This is a genomic window from Streptomyces sp. NBC_01352, from assembly GCF_036237295.1.
Taxonomy (GTDB): Bacteria; Actinomycetota; Actinomycetes; order Streptomycetales; family Streptomycetaceae; genus Streptomyces; species Streptomyces plumbiresistens.
This window is the reverse complement of record NZ_CP108354.1, coordinates 854,796-869,877: the sequence shown is the minus strand read 5'-3', so window position 1 is coordinate 869,877 and position 15,082 is coordinate 854,796. Positions and strand designations below refer to the sequence as shown.

Sequence of the window (15,082 nt, the reverse complement as noted above, 5' to 3'; positions counted from 1 at the left end):
ATACTATAATTATCTAACTGTATCGAGCGGCGTGCAGCAAGCGGGCGGGAAGCCCGTGGCACCGAGGACGGGAAGCTCGGCATGGATCTCACGTTCAGCGAGGAACAGGACGACCTGCGCAAGGTCGTACGGTCGTTCCTCGCCAAGTACTCCGACGAGGCTCAGGTGCGCCGCCTGGCCGCCGACCCGCAGGGTCACGACCCTGTCGCCTGGCGCCGGATGGCCGGCGAACTCGGCCTGCAGGGGCTGGCCGTACCGGAGGAGTACGGCGGCTCCGGCTTCGGCTACGTCGACCTCGGCATCGTCTTCGAGGAGGCGGGCCGCGCGCTGCTGTGCGGGCCGTACTTCGCCACCGTCGCCCTCGCGGCCGAGGCCCTGCTGCGCTGCGACGACGAGCAGGCGCGACGCGACCTGCTGCCGGGCATCGCGTCCGGCGCGACGGTGGCCACGCTGGCGCTCACCGAGGACAACGGCCGCTGGGACGAGCCCGGCATCCGGCTCACCGCACGCGACACGGCGCACGGATGGCGGCTGACCGGCGCGAAGACGTACGTCCCCGACGGACACCTCGCCGACCTGCTCCTGGTGGCCGCCCGCACCGCCCCCTCCGGCGTCAGCCTCTTCGCGGTCGACGCCGACGCGGCGGGCCTGCAGCGCACGGTCCTCCCCACCCTCGACCAGACCCGCAAACAGGCCCGCGTGGAGTTCACGGACACTCCCGCCCGCCTGCTCGGCAGCAAGGACGAGGCATGGCCGGCCCTCGAACGCGCCCTCGCCACGGCCTCCGTCCTGCTGGCCGCCGAACAGGTCGGGGGAGCCACGGCCGCCCTGGACGCCGCCGTGGACTACGCGAAGATCCGCGAGCAGTACGGCCGGCCCATCGGCTCGTTCCAGGGGATCAAGCACAAGTGCGCCGACATGCTCATGGAGATCGAGTCCGCACGCTCGGCCGCGTACGGCGGACTGTGGGCCCTGGACGCGGGCGACGAGACGGAGACCGCGATCGCGGCGGCCCTCGCGCAGACCGTCTGCTCGGAGGCGTTCACCAAGGTCGCCGGCGACAACATCCAGGTCCACGGCGGCATCGGCTTCACCTGGGAGCACCCCGCGCACCTGTACTTCAAGCGGGCCAAGAGCTCCGAGGTGCTGCTCGGCACACCGTCGTACCACCGGGAGCTGCTCGCCACCCGGCTCGGCATCTGATCACCGGCAAAGGAGCTGGCATGGAGCTGGACTTCGGGCCCGCGGTCCGCGACTTCCGCGATGAGGTACGGGACTGGCTGACGGACCACCTCGTGGGGGAGTTCGCCGCGCACCGGGGCGTGGGCGGCCCCACCGACGGCGCGGCCTGGGACGTCCGCCTGGCCTGGGACCGCGAACTGTCCGCCGGGAACTGGCTGGGCGTCGGCTGGCCACAGGAGTACGGCGGACGCGGGCTCGGCCTGCTGGAGGAGATCGTCTTCGAGTACGAGTACGCCCGCGTGAACGCCCCCTACCGGGCCACCGTCAACGCCCTCGACCTGCTCGGACCGATGCTCCTCCAGATGGGCAGCGAGGCACAGAAGAAGCGCTTCCTGCCGCCGATCCTCGCCGTCGAGGAACTCTGGGGCCAGGGCTTCAGCGAACCCGGCGCCGGCTCCGATCTGGCGTCGGTCCGCACCCGGGCAGAACGCGACGGCGAGGAGTGGGTGGTCAGCGGACAGAAGGTGTGGACGTCGTTCGGCGTCCATGCCGACTGGCTCTACGTCCTCACGCGCACCGACCCGGCATCCGCACGGCACAAGGGCCTGACCCTGCTGCTCGTACCCGCACACCAGCCCGGTGTGGAGATCCGCCCCATCCGCAACCTCGCCGGCCAGGACGAGTTCGCCGAGGTGTTCCTCTCGGACGCGCGCACGGGTGCGGACATGGCGGTGGGCGAGGTCGGTCAGGGCTGGCGCACGGCGATGGCGACGCTCGGTATCGAGCGCGGGACCACGCTCCTGCCCCAGCAGCTCACCTTCGAGCGGGAGGCCGAGGCGCTGCTCGACCTGGCCCGCGAGCGGGGCGCGCTCGAGGACCCGATGCTGCGTCGCAGGATCGTGGACGCCTGGATCTCCGTACGGATCATGCGCACCACCAACCTGCGGACCATCGCCGAACTGACCGCGGGCCGCGCGCCGGGCGCGCAGGCCACGACCGCGAAGCTGTACGCCTCGACGCGGCACCAGCAACTCGGTCATCTGGCCATGGAGTTGGCGGGCCCCGCCGGGCAGATCGTCGGCGAGGACTACGGCCTGGACACCCCGCAGCGCTCCTTTCTGCTCTCCCTCGCCGAGACGATCTACGGCGGGTCGAGCGAGATCCAGCGCACCATCATCGGGGAGCAGGTCCTCGGCCTCCCGAAGGAGCCGCGCCCGTGACGTCGATCGAGGGCCGCGTCGACCGCATCGAGTCGCAACTCGCCATTGAGCAACTGCCCATCCGCTACGCGCTCGCCGTGGACGGCCGTGACCTCGACGCCTGGGTCGGCTGCTTCCGGCCCGACGTGGACATGGGGCGCCACGGTCGCGGGCGGGATGTCCTGCGGCTGCACATCGAGCCCCAAGTGCGCGGCTTCCACCGTTCGGTCCACCAGATCTGCGGCCACCGCGTCGAGTTCACCGACCGCGACACGGCGACCGGCGCGGTCTACTGCCGGGCCGAGCACGAGGTGGGGGACCGGTGGATCGTGATGGCGATCTGCTACTGGGACGACTACGCGCGGGTGGACGGCGAGTGGTACTTCTCCCGGCGCCGTGAACAGCACTGGTACGCGGCCGACGTGACCGAGCGCCCTCAGGCGGTGGGCTTCGACGGCTGGGAGGCGGCCGGAGAACCGGCGCTGCCCGACGCCTTCCCCTCCTGGGCGGGCTTCTGGAAGGAGACGTGATGGCACGGTTGTCCGGGAAGACGGCGCTGATCACCGGCGGAGGGCAAGGAGTGGGCCGTGGCATCGCGCTCGCGCTGGCGGCCCAGGGAGCGGCCGTGGTGATCACGGGCCGCACTGGAAGCAAGCTCGAGGACACCGCACACGCGATCACGGAGCGCGGCGGGCGGGCACACACCGTCGTCGGCGATGTGGGGGAGCGGGACGACGTCGACCGCATGGTGGCCGAGACGGTGCGGGAGTTCGGCGGCCTCGACGTGCTCGTCAACAACGCGCAGTCCTCGGTCCAGCGCCGGCTGGAGAAGACGTCGTACGACGATGTCGAACTCGCCTACCGCAGCGGCCCGTTGGCCTCCTTCCACGCCATGCAGGCCGCCCTGCCCCACCTCAAGGAGAGCCGCGGCAGCGTGGTGAACCTCGGTTCCTCGGCCGCGGTGCAGGGCGAGGCGACCTTCGCGGCGTACGCGATGGCCAAGGAAGCCGTACGGGGGCTGACGCGGGTGGCCGCGCGGGAGTGGGGTGCGTACGGGATCCGCGTCAACGTCGTCTGCCCGGCGGCGTTGAGCCCGGCGGCGGAGGCGTTCTTCGCCGCCCATCCGGAGAAGGCCGAACAGGTGCTGGCCGGTATCCCGTTGGGGCGGATGGGGGATCCGGAGGCGGACATCGGCCGTGCGGTGGCCGCGCTCGTCAGTGACGACATGGCCTATGTGACCGGTGCGACGCTGATGCTGGAGGGGGGTCGGACGCTGATCGGGTGAGGCGGGATCGTGACTGGGCTCCGCCCCTGGCGGGGTCGAAGGGGCACAGCCCCTGGTGATGGGACGGGTCGCGGCGGCGGGGGCGAACAAGCCTCCCACGCGCACCCCCGCACCCACCTCACACAACACCCCGCCCCCGCAGCTCCAGCAGCTGATCCTCCGTCACCCCGGCGAGTCTGCACAGGACTTCAGCCGTATGCTCCCCCAGCGCGGGCGGCGCCGCGTATCCCCCGACAGGGGTCGCCGTGAACCGGATCGGATTGGCCAGCAGCGGCAGCCGCCCCGACACCGGGTCATCGACCTCGACCAGCATCTCCCGATGCTGTATCTGCGGGTCGGCGAAGACCTCGGGCATCTCGTTGAACGGGCCCGCCGGGACGTCGTGTTCGTCGAGTACGGCGAGCCATTCGTCCCGGGTCCGGGTGCGCAGGATTGCCTCCAGCACCGGCAGGATCTCCTCGCGGTGGTAGATCCGGGCGGACGTGGTGGCGAACCGGGGGTCCTGGAGAAGGTCGGTGCGGTCGGCCGCCGCGCAGAACGCCGCGAACTGCTTGTCGTTGCCGGCGACGAGGAAGATCGGCTCGTCCTTGCACTCGAAGGCCTGCGAGGGGATTCCGCCGTAACCGCCGTTGCCGCGCCGCTGCGGAACCTCGCCGGAGACCAGGTAGTTCATCGCGAAGTGCGACAGCGAGGCCAGGCCGCAGTCCAGCAGGGACAGGTCGATGAACTGGCCCTCGCCGGTGGCGTCCCGGTGCCGCAGTGCCGCCAGCACGGCCGTGGAGGCGTACAGGCCCGTGAGGATGTCGACCATGCTGGCCCCGACCTTCATCGGCTCCTCGGGGTGCCCGGAGACGCTCATCATCCCGGACATGGCCTGGAAGATGCCGTCATAGCCGGGGCGCGAGGCGTACGGACCGGTCTGCCCGAAGCCCGTCACGGAGAGGTAGACCAGCCGCGGATTGAGCTCCCGCAGACTCTCCTGATCGAGTCCGTACTTCACGAGCGTGCCGGCCCGGAAGTTCTCGACCAGCACGTCCGACCTGGCGGCGAGGGCACGGATCAGTTCCTGCCCCTCGGCGGTCGCGTGGTTGACGGTGACCGACTGCTTGTTGCGGTTGCAGGACAGGTAGAAGGCGGCGGTGTCGGTCCGGTCGCCCTCGGGCCCGGGCGCGAACGGCGGGCCGTACGTCCGTGAGTCGTCGCCCGCTCCGGGCCGCTCCACCTTGATGACCTCGGCGCCGAGGTCGGCCAGCATCTGGGTGGCCAGCGGTGCCGCGAGGATGCGGGACAGGTCGAGGACACGGATCCCGGACAGGGCGGTCGACGGCATCGAGGTCTCCCTCTGTTCATGGACGTGGAATCAGTTATATAAATAATACATCTACCTCCCAGTCATGCTCCGCATGATTGCCTCAACTATCCAATTCATGTAACTATATCGATCGGCTGACAGGCCGAGACCGGAGGGCGTGCTGATGACCGTCGCGGCGAGGACCCTCACCGAACAGCAACAGCGCGAACGCCGCACCTGGTTCCGGGCCCGCTGGGAACGCGGGGTCGCCTTCAACCGCCGCTGCCGTATCCGGGTGACGCGCTGGGACCCGGACGGGGTCGAGATCGCGCTCCCGTACGCCGAGTCGCTCTCCGCCCACGAAGACGTCTTCCACGGCGGAGTGATCTCCGCGCTCATCGACACCGCCGGCGCCGGCGCGGTCATCGCCGGGCACGACTTCACCAAGGGGAGTCTGCTCAGCACCGTGTCGATGTCGGTGCAGTACCTCGCGCCCGCCCGCGGCCGTGAGGCCGTCGCGTACGCGCGCTGTGTGCGGCGGGGCCGCAGGCTGCACTTCGCCGACGTCGACGTGCTGACCGACGGACGTATCTGCGCGCGGGGACAGGTCGTGGTCACCATCTCCGGGGAGCGGCCGGGCGTCGGCGACCCGATCGAACCGCTGGACGAGGAGTGACGTGATGCCCGAGGAGCCCGTCGTGTCCGCCGAGGACCTGGATCTGGTGCTGTACGAGGTCGACGAGGACGGCGTCGCCACCGTCACCCTCAACCGGCCCGAGCGCAAGAACGCGTGGAGCATCCCCATGGAGCGCCGCTTCTTCGCGCTCCTCGACGAGGCGGCGCGGGATCCCGCCGTCCGGGTGGTGATCATCACCGGGGCCGGCAGGGCCTTCTGCCCGGGGATGGACATGCAGCGGCTGGAACAGAACTCGCAGCCGGGCCAGTCCCTGGGCCTCCAGGCCCGCGTCCCCATGTACAGCAGGCGGAACATGCCCAAGCCGGTGATCGCCGCCGTCAACGGCGCCTGCGCGGGCATCGGGCTGGTCCAGGCGCTCATCTGCGACGTCCGCTTCGCCGCCCGCGGAGCCCGTTTCACCACCGCCTTCACCCGTCGAGGACTGGCCGGCGAGTACAACCTGCCGTACGTGCTGCCGCGCGTCATCGGTCTGGAGAACGCGCTCGACCTGTTGCTGTCCGGCCGGGTCTTCGACGCCGACGAGGCGAAGGACCTCGGTCTGGTCAGCCGCGTCGTGGAACCCGAGGACCTGCTCGACGCCGCCCGCGCCTACGCCCGGGACATCGCCCGCACGTGCTCCCCGCGCGCCATGGCGGTCGTACGCCATCAGGTGTACGGCGACCTGGACCGCACCTTCACCGACGCCCTCGCCCGCTCCTACTCCGCCATGGAGTTCTTCGCGGGCTCGCCGGACTTCCGCGAGGGCGTGGCGAGCTTCGTGGAGAAGCGGGAGCCGAAGTTCGAGGGGCTGCCGCCGGACTTCGACCCGGACGAGGCCACCCGCGACGCGTTCCTGCCGTACTGATTCGAGGAGCACACCAAGATGACAGGGCAACCGTTCCCCGTCGAGGCCGGGCACATCATGATGTTCGCCCGTGCCATCGGCGACGAGAACCCGGCGTACCAGGGCGCGTCCGCGCTCGCACCGCCCACCTTCACGATGGCGAGCGCCCACTACGACCCCGACTACCACCTGCGGCCCAAGCCGGACGAGGAGTGGTTCGGGTCGGGACGCGACGCCGGTGTCATGGCCGAGGGCGGCGGGGGGCTGCACGCCGAGCAGCACTTCGAGTACCACCGCCCGGTGCGCGCCGGCGAGACCCTCTACGCGCACACCTCCCTCGGACGCAGCTGGGAGAAGCAGGGCCGCACCGGTCGTCTGCTCTTCAGCGAGCGCATCACGGAGTACCGGGACGCCGACGGCGAACCCGTCGTCAGCGCGAAGACCGTCGCCGTCGTCCCCGAGGGCCCCGCCACCCCGAAAGAGGACGCCCGATGAGCCTGAGCCCGGACGACATCAAGGTCGGCGAGACCCGCGAGAGCGTCCTCGTCGACGACCTCAAGCGCACCCGCATCGTGCAGTACGCCGGCGCCTCCGGCGACTTCAACCCGCTGCACACGGACGAGAAGTTCGCCGTCGAGGCCGCCGGATACCCCGGGGTCTTCGCCCACGGCATGCTGACGATGGGCATGACCGGCCGGGTCCTGACCGACTGGGTCGGCCCCGAGGCGCTCGTGCGCTACGGCGTGCGATTCAAGGCCCAGGTCTGGCCCGGCGACACCCTGACGGCCACGGTCACCGTCGAGTCGATCGAGGACACTACGGCCGGCCCGGTCGCCCACTTCACCCTGCGCACCGTCAACCAGGACGGCGCCGAGGTGGTCACCGGCACCGCGGCGGCTCGCCTGGAGCCCTGAGCCGATGGGCGCCGCGCAGGAAGGCGTACAGGCGGCCACCTGGACCGCCCTGGTGAGCCGCGCATACGACCACGCCCGCGCCGCCGTCCGGTTCGGCGACCTGTCCTGGACCGGACGCGAACTCCTCGACCGTGCGGCCGGCGCGGCCGACTGGCTGGACACTCTCGGCCTGGAGCCCGGTGAACCGGTCCCCGCACTGGTCGCCACCTCCGCCGACGCCCTCGCGCTGGTGATCGGCGGTGCAGGGTCCGGCCAGCCGCTCGCACCGCTCGGCGTCCGCATGACGGCGTACGAAATCGCCGCGGTGGTCAAGGGGACACGGTCCCACGTCCTGCTGGCTCAGCCGGAGTTCGCCGACCTCGGTAGGCAGGTCGCCGAACTGTCCGGCCGACGGATCGCCATCGTGCCCGAACTACCCACCAGCGCGAGGTCGTTGACCGCCGAGCCCGACGACCTCGCCGCCGTCCTGCACACCTCCGGGACGACGGGCCTGCCCAAGCCGGTCCCCATGAGCCAGCGGCGCCTGGCCGCCCGGGCCCGGGTGAACGGGCGGCTGTGCGGGCTCGACCCCGACAGCTTCTACGGCGGCAGCGCGCCCTTCCACCACATCGCCGGTCTGGGCAATATCGCCGTCGCGCTCGCCGCGGGCGCTCTGGTCACCGGCCTGCCCCGCTTCACGGTCGAGGGCTGGACCCTGCTGCGGGACCTCGGCACCACGCACACCAGCATGGTCCCGGCGATGCTGGAGACCCTGTTGGCGGCCGGACAGGCCCGCCACGAAACGCTGCGAACCCTCCAGTACGGCGGCGCGCCCGTCCGCCCCGGCACTCTTCGCCGGACCTACGAGGCGATGCCCGGCGTCCGCATGCTCAACATGTTCGGCCAGACCGAGGGCTCACCGATCAGCGTGCTCACCCCCGAGGACCACCGGGAAGCGGTGGCCGGACGCACCGAACTGCTGCGCTCGGTGGGACGGCCCGCCCCCGGTGTCGAGGTAAGGGTCCACGATCCCGGGCCGGACGGCATCGGCGAGATCCAGGCCCGCGCCGACCACCTCTTCCGGATCGACGCCGAAGGCTGGCTGCACAGCGGCGACCTGGGCCGGGTGGCGGAGGACGGCTATCTCTACCTGCTCGGCCGGCGGACCGACATGATCATCCGCGGTGGCGAGAACGTCCACCCGCTGGAGGTGGAGACGGTCCTGGCCGCGCATCCCGGCGTGGCGGACGTCGCGGTCACCGGCGTTCCCGACGAGCGGCTCGGGCAGACCGTCGTCGCCTTCGTCGTTCCCGCCGATCCCGGCGCCCCGCCCCGGCCGGCGGCGCTCAGAAGCCACACCCGCGCCCGGCTCTCCGGGTTCAAGGTCCCCGTCCGCTGGTGGTTCGTACCCGACCTGCCGCGCAACGCGAACGGCAAGGTCCTACGCCGAAGCCTGCGGGAGCCCGCCGTTCGCGAAGGAGAACCACGTGACGCTTGACCGGACGCTCGTCGCGCCGGAGACCGCGGGGGTCGACCCGCACCGGCTGGACGTACTCCTGCGCCGGATCCGCCTGGAGGTCGAGCACGGTCCCCTGCCGTCCGCGCAGGTTGCCGTGGCGAGGGGCGGGAGGCTGGTGGCCTTCGAGACCTGGGGGGATGCCGAACCGGACACGCGCTACGTGCTGCAGTCCGTCGGGCGGTCCATCGTCGCGGGTGCGGTGTGGAAGCTGATCGGCGATGGCCTGCTGGACGTGGGCGAGCACGTCGCCGCGATCATCCCGGAGTTCGCGCCGAACGGGAAGGAGGAGGTGACGGTCGAGCAGGTGCTCACCCATACCGCCGGCTTCCCCTTCGCACCGCTCGGGTACCCGAAGATGCTGGACCGCGAACAGCGGCTCGCAGCCTTCGGCCGGTGGCGGCTCGACTCCCCGCCGGGCAGCCGCTTCCAGTTCCATCTCACCTCGGCCGCCTGGCTGATCGCCGAGATCGTCGAGCGGCGTACGGGCCTGGCCTTCGCCGAGTACCTGCACGAGCGGATCACCGGGCCGCTCGGCCTGACCTCGGTCGAACTCGGTGTGGCGGTCGACCGGCAGGCCGGCACCGTCGCCCCGATGACCGCCACCGACCGGACGAGCGACGACCAGGAGGCCGATCCCTGGGGCCCCTGGTATCTGTCCGACCCGCGGGTGCTCGCGGCCGGGGAACCCAGTCACGCCCTGGTCGCCACGGCCGCCGACGTCGCCCTGTACTTCCAGGCGCTGGAACACTCCGGCCTGTGGAAGCCGGAGGCCGTGGCGGAGGGCACCCGGATCCGGCTGACGGACCACCCGCACGGGGAGCAGATCTACGGGGGCGGCTCCAACCGCCGTACCAGCATGGGCCTGTTCGTCACCGTGGCCGGACCGGACGCGGGGAGCAACCTGCCGTCCACCGGTTCGCCCGCCCTCTTCGGCAGCGCCGGAGCCGCCTACCAACTCGGCTTCCTGGACCCGGAGTCCGGCCTGTCCTTCGCCTGCCTGAGCAACGGCTACCCCCTCGCGGGCTACGACCACTCCCGGCGCGGCACAGCGCTGCTCACCAACATCGCGAACCTGGCAGCGGATCTCACGGACTGATTCCCCAGACTGATTCCTCAGACTGATTCCACGGACTGATTCCACAGACTGGAGCCCGGTACCGAATTCCGGTACCGGGCTCCGAGCCTCTCTCTCCTGCGACGCTCAGCGGCTGATCAGCTGCTGGGCGTTGTTGTACATGATGTCGTCCTGGGCGGACTCGTCGAGCTCCGCGATGAGCTTGCGGAAGTCGGCAGGGTCGGCCAGACCCTCGGCGTGCGGGAAGTCGGAGCCCATGACGATGGACTCGTGGTAGCCGAGGCGCTGGACGACGTTCACGATGTCGTCCTCGGGATAGGGCACCACGCGGACGTGCTTGCGGAAGACCTGGCTGGGACGCTCGTCCAACTGCCCGCCGATCCACGGACCGTTGCGGCCCATGCCCCGGCTCTTGTCCATGTGACGCACGAAGTGCGGCACCCACTCGGAGCCGAACTCGGACACCAGGACGTTGATGTCGGGGAAACGGCCGAAGAGGTTGTCGAAGATCAGCGCGGACAGCGTCTCCTCGACGGGACGCTGGCCGTAGGTGTTCTGCCACTGCCAGGCCGACATCCGGAAGTGGATGGGGTGCGGGTCGTAGCCCCAGGCGGGCGCCACCTGCGAGTTGTAGTAGAACTCGCTGATGTGGTAGCAGACGCTGGCCTTGGCCTCGTTGACCAGCTTCCAGAACGGGTCGAAGTACGGGTCACCCGGCGAGCGGCCGTACACCGGACCGGTGGGCATGAGGATGAAGCGGGCGCCCTGCTCCAGGACGTACTCCAACTCCTTGACGGCGCTGGGCAGATCGCGCAGCGACAGCAGCGCGGGGGCGTAGATGCGGCCCTGGTGGTTGAAGCCCCAGACCTCGTTCATGTACCGGTTGAAGGAGTGGTAGTTGGCGTAGAGCGGCTCGACGCCCTTCACGTACTCCTCGGCGACCAGTGCCCAGCCGCCCGGATAGATGATCGTCTGGTCCAGTCCCTGCTCGTCCATGACCCGCAGCCGGGCCTCGCGGTTCTGGTACGACTCGTGCATCGGCTCGAACTGGTAGGTCTCCTCAGGATTGCCCGAGGCCATCGCCTTGAGCATCTCCTTCAGCGAGCCGGGGCGGTAGACCTGCCCGAACTCCGGCTCCAGACATACGACGATCCGGTCCCCGGCGAGGATCACCTCCCGCCCGTCCGGCAGGGTCACCGGTGCGACCGCCGCACCGAGGAACTCCTTCGGAAGGTAGCGGGTGAAGGAGTCCCGCTCCTCGTACATGTGCTGGTCGCAGTCGAAGATGCGCTTGCGCTGTTCGGCCATGGCCGTCGCCTCCGGACCCCAGGATCTATTCAGTACGCCTTCTATAATTATCTAACTGTTTATTGAGCGCAAGGGGGAGTGGGGATCGGCTCGCCGCGGTGAGCGGCGTGGTCTGCCGCAGGGGCGCTGGTCAGTCCAGGAGCTCGAGCACCGTCTTGGGCCCCGCGGCGTTGACGACGTCGTCGGCGCTGGAGATGTGCCGCTGCCACAGCTTCTCGGCCTCGTCCGCCTTGCCGGACTCGATCAGGCCGACCATCCGCACATGCGCCCGGTGGCCCTTGAGGGCCTGCGCCTTCTGGGCCTCGGCATCGGCCGCGCCCGCGGTGTACGAGGCGTTGGCCCGGTCGATGATGTTGCGCAGCATGCCGCACAGCAGGATCAGGGTCTGGTTGCCGGTGAGTTCGATCAGCAGGGCGTGGAAGGCGTCCTGCGCGTCCACCAGGGCGAGCGGGTCGTCCATGACGGCCTTCTCGGCCGCCACCGCGTCGCGCAGGCGCTTGATGTCGTCCGCCGTGTGCTTGGTGGCGAGCTGGCGGGCGCAGGGCGGCTCGATCAGGGCCGCGGCACGGTAGATGTCGCCCAGGGTGGCGCCGCGGTACTCGAGGATCAGGCCGGCGAAGCGGGCGGCGACATCCGAGTCCGGCGCGCTCACCCGGGCGCCGCCGTGGGCGCCGCGGCGCACCGTGATCAGGGACTCCGACTCCAGCACCCGGAAGGCCTCGCGCAACGTGGGCCGCGAGATACCGAACTGTTCCATCAGCCCCGACTCCGGCGGCAGCGCGTCGCCGGGCTTCAGCTCGCCCCGTACGATCTGGCGGCGCAGGTGCCCGGCGACCAGTTCGGCGGTCTTCGGCACCCGCACCTGGCGTCCGACGCGGCTGCGGGCGGGGACTGGCACGGTCGCCGTTTCTGCGGTGCGGGCTGCCTCGGCCACGGTGGGCTCCTCGTATAGCTAAATGAATCGTCTTAGTGCATCGAGGGTACCAGGTCAAGGCATCGGTGATCGTCTCTTTGTGCGACCTGAGCTGGTGCTCGGACGGCTGTTGGGTATATAGATGATTCATCTATCTATAAAGCTAGGTCGGTCAAGCAAATCCAAGCCAACGGACCCCGTGGGAGTGACCTCGATGACCGAGAACCCGGCCCCGGTGATCCTCACCGAGCTCACCGACGACGGAGTCATGCTGCTCACCCTGAACCGGCCCGAACGGCACAACGCCTGGACGCTGGAGATGGAGCTGCTCTACAACGAGCTGTTCGACCGCGCGGAGATGGATCCGCGGGTACGCGCCGTGGTGCTCACCGGCGCGGGGCGCAGCTTCTGTCCGGGCATGGACATGAGCGTGCTGGACGCGGCGTCGTCAGGTGCCCGCCCGTGGCCGACGGACCAGCTGCCCCCGCGCACCCGGCCCATGTCCTTCCCGAAGCCCGTGGTGGCGGCCGTCAACGGCGCCTGTGCGGGCATCGGGTTCAACCAGGCGCTGATGTGTGATGTCCGGTTCGCCGTGCCGCACGCCAAGTTCGCCGCCGCGTTCAGCGCGCGCGGGCTGGTGGCCGAGGACGGCGTGTCCTGGGTCCTGCCCCGGCTGGTCGGCTACGGCAACGCCGCCGATCTGCTGCTGTCCTCGCGCCGGGTCACCGGGCCGGAGGCCCTGTCGATGGGGCTGGTCAACCGCCTGGTCGAGCCGGAGGACCTGCTCCCGGCGGCGCTCGCGTACGCCACCGAACTCGCCCGGTCGGCCAGCCCGTACGCGATGTCCCTCATCAAGCGGCAGCTCGCAGACGACCAGACGAGGACCTTCACCGAGAGCCGCGACCACGCGGCCGCCCTCCTGGCCACGGCGAAACGCGCCCCGGACTACCGCGAGGGCGTGCGCAGCTTCATCGAGCGCAGGCAGCCGGAGTTCGCGGGGCTGGGGGAGGCCCCCGCCCCGGCGCTCCCGAGGGAGGCCTCCTCATGACACGCTCCGAGCTCCCGCTGCACCGCCGCACGATCACCGTCACCGCGTACGCGGAGGACGGTGACGAGATCTCGGTCGAGGCGGAACTGAGCGACGTGCGTCCCTGGGCGGAGCCGTCGGCGGGCGTCGTCCACCGGATGGTGCTCGGAGTCCGCATACGCCTTGCCGACATGGTCATCGTGCACGCCGACGCGGAGATGCGGACCTTCCCGCACGCCGAGTGTCCGTTGATCACTCCGGTGTTCGACGGCTTGGTCGGGCTCAGTGTCGCCGCCGGATACAACCGGGCGATCCAGGAGCGGTTCCGCGGAGTGTCCGGCTGCTCGCACCTGCACGAGCTGGCCCGCGTCCTGGGCCCCGCGGTCGTACAGGCGGCCATCTCGGCGAACGCGGGCCTGCGTTACGCCGGTGAGCAGTCCCACGACCCGCGCTCCACGGCGGGCGTGCTGAACAGCTGCCACATCTGGGCGCCGAACGGGGTGGGCCTGCGCAAGCTCGACGCGGGCTGGGTCCCGGGCACCGGGCCGCGCCCGGTGCCGGAGCTCAGAACCTTCAAGAACCCTGGCGAATCCTAGATCCGTGGCTCACGCGGCAGCCCCAGCACCTTCTCCGCGAGGATGTTCCGCTGCACCTGGGACGTGCCCGCGTAGATCGTGCCCGAGCGGGCGATGAGGTACGTCGTCGACCAGGACCCCGACGAGTTCGCCGCGCCGGGGTCGTCGGTGCGGTAGGTGCGCAGGGGCGGACGGCCGACCGGTACCTGGCCGTGCAGGCCCATGATGTCCATCGCCAGATCGGTGACCTCGGCGTGGTACTCGCTCCAGTACAGCTTGGCGATCGACGTCTCGGGGCCCGGGTCGGCGCCCTTGAGCCAGCCGGTGAGGATGCGATAGCCGAGATAGCGCATGATCTCGACCTTCGACCAGCACCAGGCGATCCGCTGCCGGACGACCGGGTCCTGGTCCTTGCCGTGCAGACGCGCCAGCTCGACGAGGCGTTCGACCTCCGCCTTGAAGAGGATGGGGTTCGTCGCGGCCTCCTCCCCGCGCTCGACGCCCAGCAGGCTCTGGGCGACCGTCCAGCCGTTGTCGACGCCGCCGACGACGAGATCGGCGCGGGTGCGGGCTCCGTTGAAGAAGACCTCGTTGAAGTGCAGCTGTCCGCTCATCATGCGGAAGGGCCGCACCTCGACGCCGGGCTGGTCGAGCGGGACGAGCAGGAACGAGATGCCTCGGTGCTTGGAGGCGTCCGGGTTCGTGCGGGCCAGGACGAAGATCCAGTCGCAGTGATGGGCACCGGAGGTCCACACCTTCTGGCCGTCGATCACCCATTCCTCGCCCTCCCGCACCGCGCGCGTCCTCAGGGAGGCGAGGTCCGAGCCGGCGTCCGGCTCCGAGTAGCCCTGGCACCAGGTGTCCTCACCGCTGAGGATGCGGGGGAGGAAGTGGCTCTTCTGTTCCTCCGTACCCCAGCGCAGCAGCGTGTTCGCCAGCATCTTCACGCCGAAGGTGTCCTGCGGCAGGCCGAACGGCACACCGGCCAGGGCCAGTTCCTCCATCAGGACGACCTGGTGGAGCTTGGACAGGCCACGGCCGCCGTACTGCTCGGGCCAGGTCAGGGAGAGGTAGCGGCGCTCGGCCAGCAGGCGGCGCCAGTCGCGGGCGAAGGCCCAGGCACTGTCCTCGTCGAGGGCGCCGATGCCCTTCCATTCCGGCGGCAGCGTCTCGGCGAGGAACGCCCTGACCTCGGTGCGGAAGGTCTCGGTCTCCGGGGGATAGCTGATGTCCACCTGGGTTCTCTCCTCGTCCGGCCCGCTCGCACAGTCGATCGCTGTATTGATTGTTTCAGC

General features: G+C 70.3%; 16 protein-coding genes. 12 read left to right on the top strand and 4 right to left on the bottom strand.

Annotation, left to right across the window (positions count from 1 at the left end):
• The first annotated feature begins 81 nt into the window (after positions 1-81).
• Genes OG252_RS04270 through OG252_RS04255 form a run of 4 tightly spaced genes read left to right on the top strand, consistent with a single transcriptional unit; the run spans position 82 to position 3,666 of the window.
• The gene (locus OG252_RS04270) at positions 82-1,203 is read left to right on the top strand and encodes an acyl-CoA dehydrogenase family protein (protein ID WP_329333806.1); all 1,122 of its coding nucleotides are present in this window, start codon (positions 82-84) and stop codon (positions 1,201-1,203) included.
• 20 nt (positions 1,204-1,223) lie between these two features.
• Positions 1,224-2,402, top strand: coding sequence for an acyl-CoA dehydrogenase family protein (locus tag OG252_RS04265; RefSeq protein WP_329333804.1), 1,179 nt, complete (start codon positions 1,224-1,226; stop codon positions 2,400-2,402).
• Complete coding sequence (locus tag OG252_RS04260) at positions 2,399-2,911, top strand: nuclear transport factor 2 family protein (RefSeq protein WP_329333802.1); 513 nt, start codon at positions 2,399-2,401, stop codon at positions 2,909-2,911. Before OG252_RS04265 ends, OG252_RS04260 begins: the two co-directional genes overlap by 4 nt.
• Positions 2,911-3,666 carry an SDR family NAD(P)-dependent oxidoreductase gene (locus tag OG252_RS04255; RefSeq protein ID WP_266451819.1) on the top strand — a complete coding sequence of 252 codons (756 nt, stop codon included), beginning with the start codon at positions 2,911-2,913 and terminating at the stop codon, positions 3,664-3,666. Before OG252_RS04260 ends, OG252_RS04255 begins: the two co-directional genes overlap by 1 nt.
• A 118-nt stretch (positions 3,667-3,784) precedes the next feature.
• Here OG252_RS04255 and OG252_RS04250 read toward each other — a convergent pair whose 3' ends face one another.
• Positions 3,785-4,996, bottom strand: a complete 1,212-nt coding sequence (locus tag OG252_RS04250) for a CaiB/BaiF CoA transferase family protein (RefSeq protein ID WP_329333800.1) — start codon at positions 4,994-4,996, stop codon at positions 3,785-3,787.
• A 145-nt stretch (positions 4,997-5,141) separates the two neighbouring features.
• Here OG252_RS04250 and OG252_RS04245 point away from each other — a divergent pair, with 145 nt between their 5' ends.
• From OG252_RS04245 to OG252_RS04220, 6 genes are read left to right on the top strand one after another with little or no spacing between them, the layout of a single operon-like run.
• Entirely contained in the window at positions 5,142-5,633 is a 492-nt protein-coding gene (locus OG252_RS04245; RefSeq protein WP_266451821.1) for a PaaI family thioesterase, read from the top strand.
• Between the two features lie 4 nt (positions 5,634-5,637).
• Entirely contained in the window at positions 5,638-6,498 is an 861-nt protein-coding gene (locus OG252_RS04240) for an enoyl-CoA hydratase-related protein (RefSeq protein ID WP_329333798.1), read from the top strand.
• A gap of 18 nt (positions 6,499-6,516) precedes the next feature.
• Positions 6,517-6,972, top strand: a complete 456-nt coding sequence (locus tag OG252_RS04235) for an FAS1-like dehydratase domain-containing protein (RefSeq protein ID WP_329333796.1) — start codon at positions 6,517-6,519, stop codon at positions 6,970-6,972.
• Complete coding sequence (locus OG252_RS04230; RefSeq protein ID WP_329333794.1) at positions 6,969-7,391, top strand: MaoC/PaaZ C-terminal domain-containing protein; 423 nt, start codon at positions 6,969-6,971, stop codon at positions 7,389-7,391. Before OG252_RS04235 ends, OG252_RS04230 begins: the two co-directional genes overlap by 4 nt.
• 4 nt (positions 7,392-7,395) lie before the next feature.
• Entirely contained in the window at positions 7,396-8,868 is a 1,473-nt protein-coding gene (locus tag OG252_RS04225) for a class I adenylate-forming enzyme family protein (protein WP_329333792.1), read from the top strand.
• Positions 8,858-9,985 (top strand): serine hydrolase domain-containing protein, encoded by a 1,128-nt coding sequence (locus tag OG252_RS04220; RefSeq protein ID WP_329333790.1) that lies wholly within the window; start codon positions 8,858-8,860, stop codon positions 9,983-9,985. Before OG252_RS04225 ends, OG252_RS04220 begins: the two co-directional genes overlap by 11 nt.
• A gap of 105 nt (positions 9,986-10,090) precedes the next feature.
• On the opposite strand, the gene OG252_RS04215 is transcribed toward OG252_RS04220, so the two are convergent.
• Entirely contained in the window at positions 10,091-11,272 is a 1,182-nt protein-coding gene (locus tag OG252_RS04215) for an amidohydrolase family protein (protein ID WP_266451827.1), read from the bottom strand.
• A 130-nt stretch (positions 11,273-11,402) separates the two neighbouring features.
• A complete protein-coding gene (locus tag OG252_RS04210) occupies positions 11,403-12,206 on the bottom strand; it encodes a FadR/GntR family transcriptional regulator (RefSeq protein ID WP_266451828.1) in 804 nt (267 codons plus the stop codon).
• 193 nt (positions 12,207-12,399) lie between these two features.
• Here OG252_RS04210 and OG252_RS04205 point away from each other — a divergent pair, with 193 nt between their 5' ends.
• Positions 12,400-13,233, top strand: coding sequence for an enoyl-CoA hydratase-related protein (locus OG252_RS04205; RefSeq protein ID WP_329333787.1), 834 nt, complete (start codon positions 12,400-12,402; stop codon positions 13,231-13,233).
• Positions 13,230-13,808, top strand: coding sequence for a DUF2889 domain-containing protein (locus OG252_RS04200; protein WP_329333785.1), 579 nt, complete (start codon positions 13,230-13,232; stop codon positions 13,806-13,808). The genes OG252_RS04205 and OG252_RS04200 overlap by 4 nt, the downstream gene beginning before the upstream one ends.
• Here OG252_RS04200 and OG252_RS04195 read toward each other — a convergent pair.
• A complete protein-coding gene (locus OG252_RS04195) occupies positions 13,805-15,022 on the bottom strand; it encodes an acyl-CoA dehydrogenase family protein (RefSeq protein ID WP_266451831.1) in 1,218 nt (405 codons plus the stop codon). The two genes, OG252_RS04200 and OG252_RS04195, sit on opposite strands and share 4 nt — an antisense overlap.
• Positions 15,023-15,082: the final 60 nt, after the last annotated feature.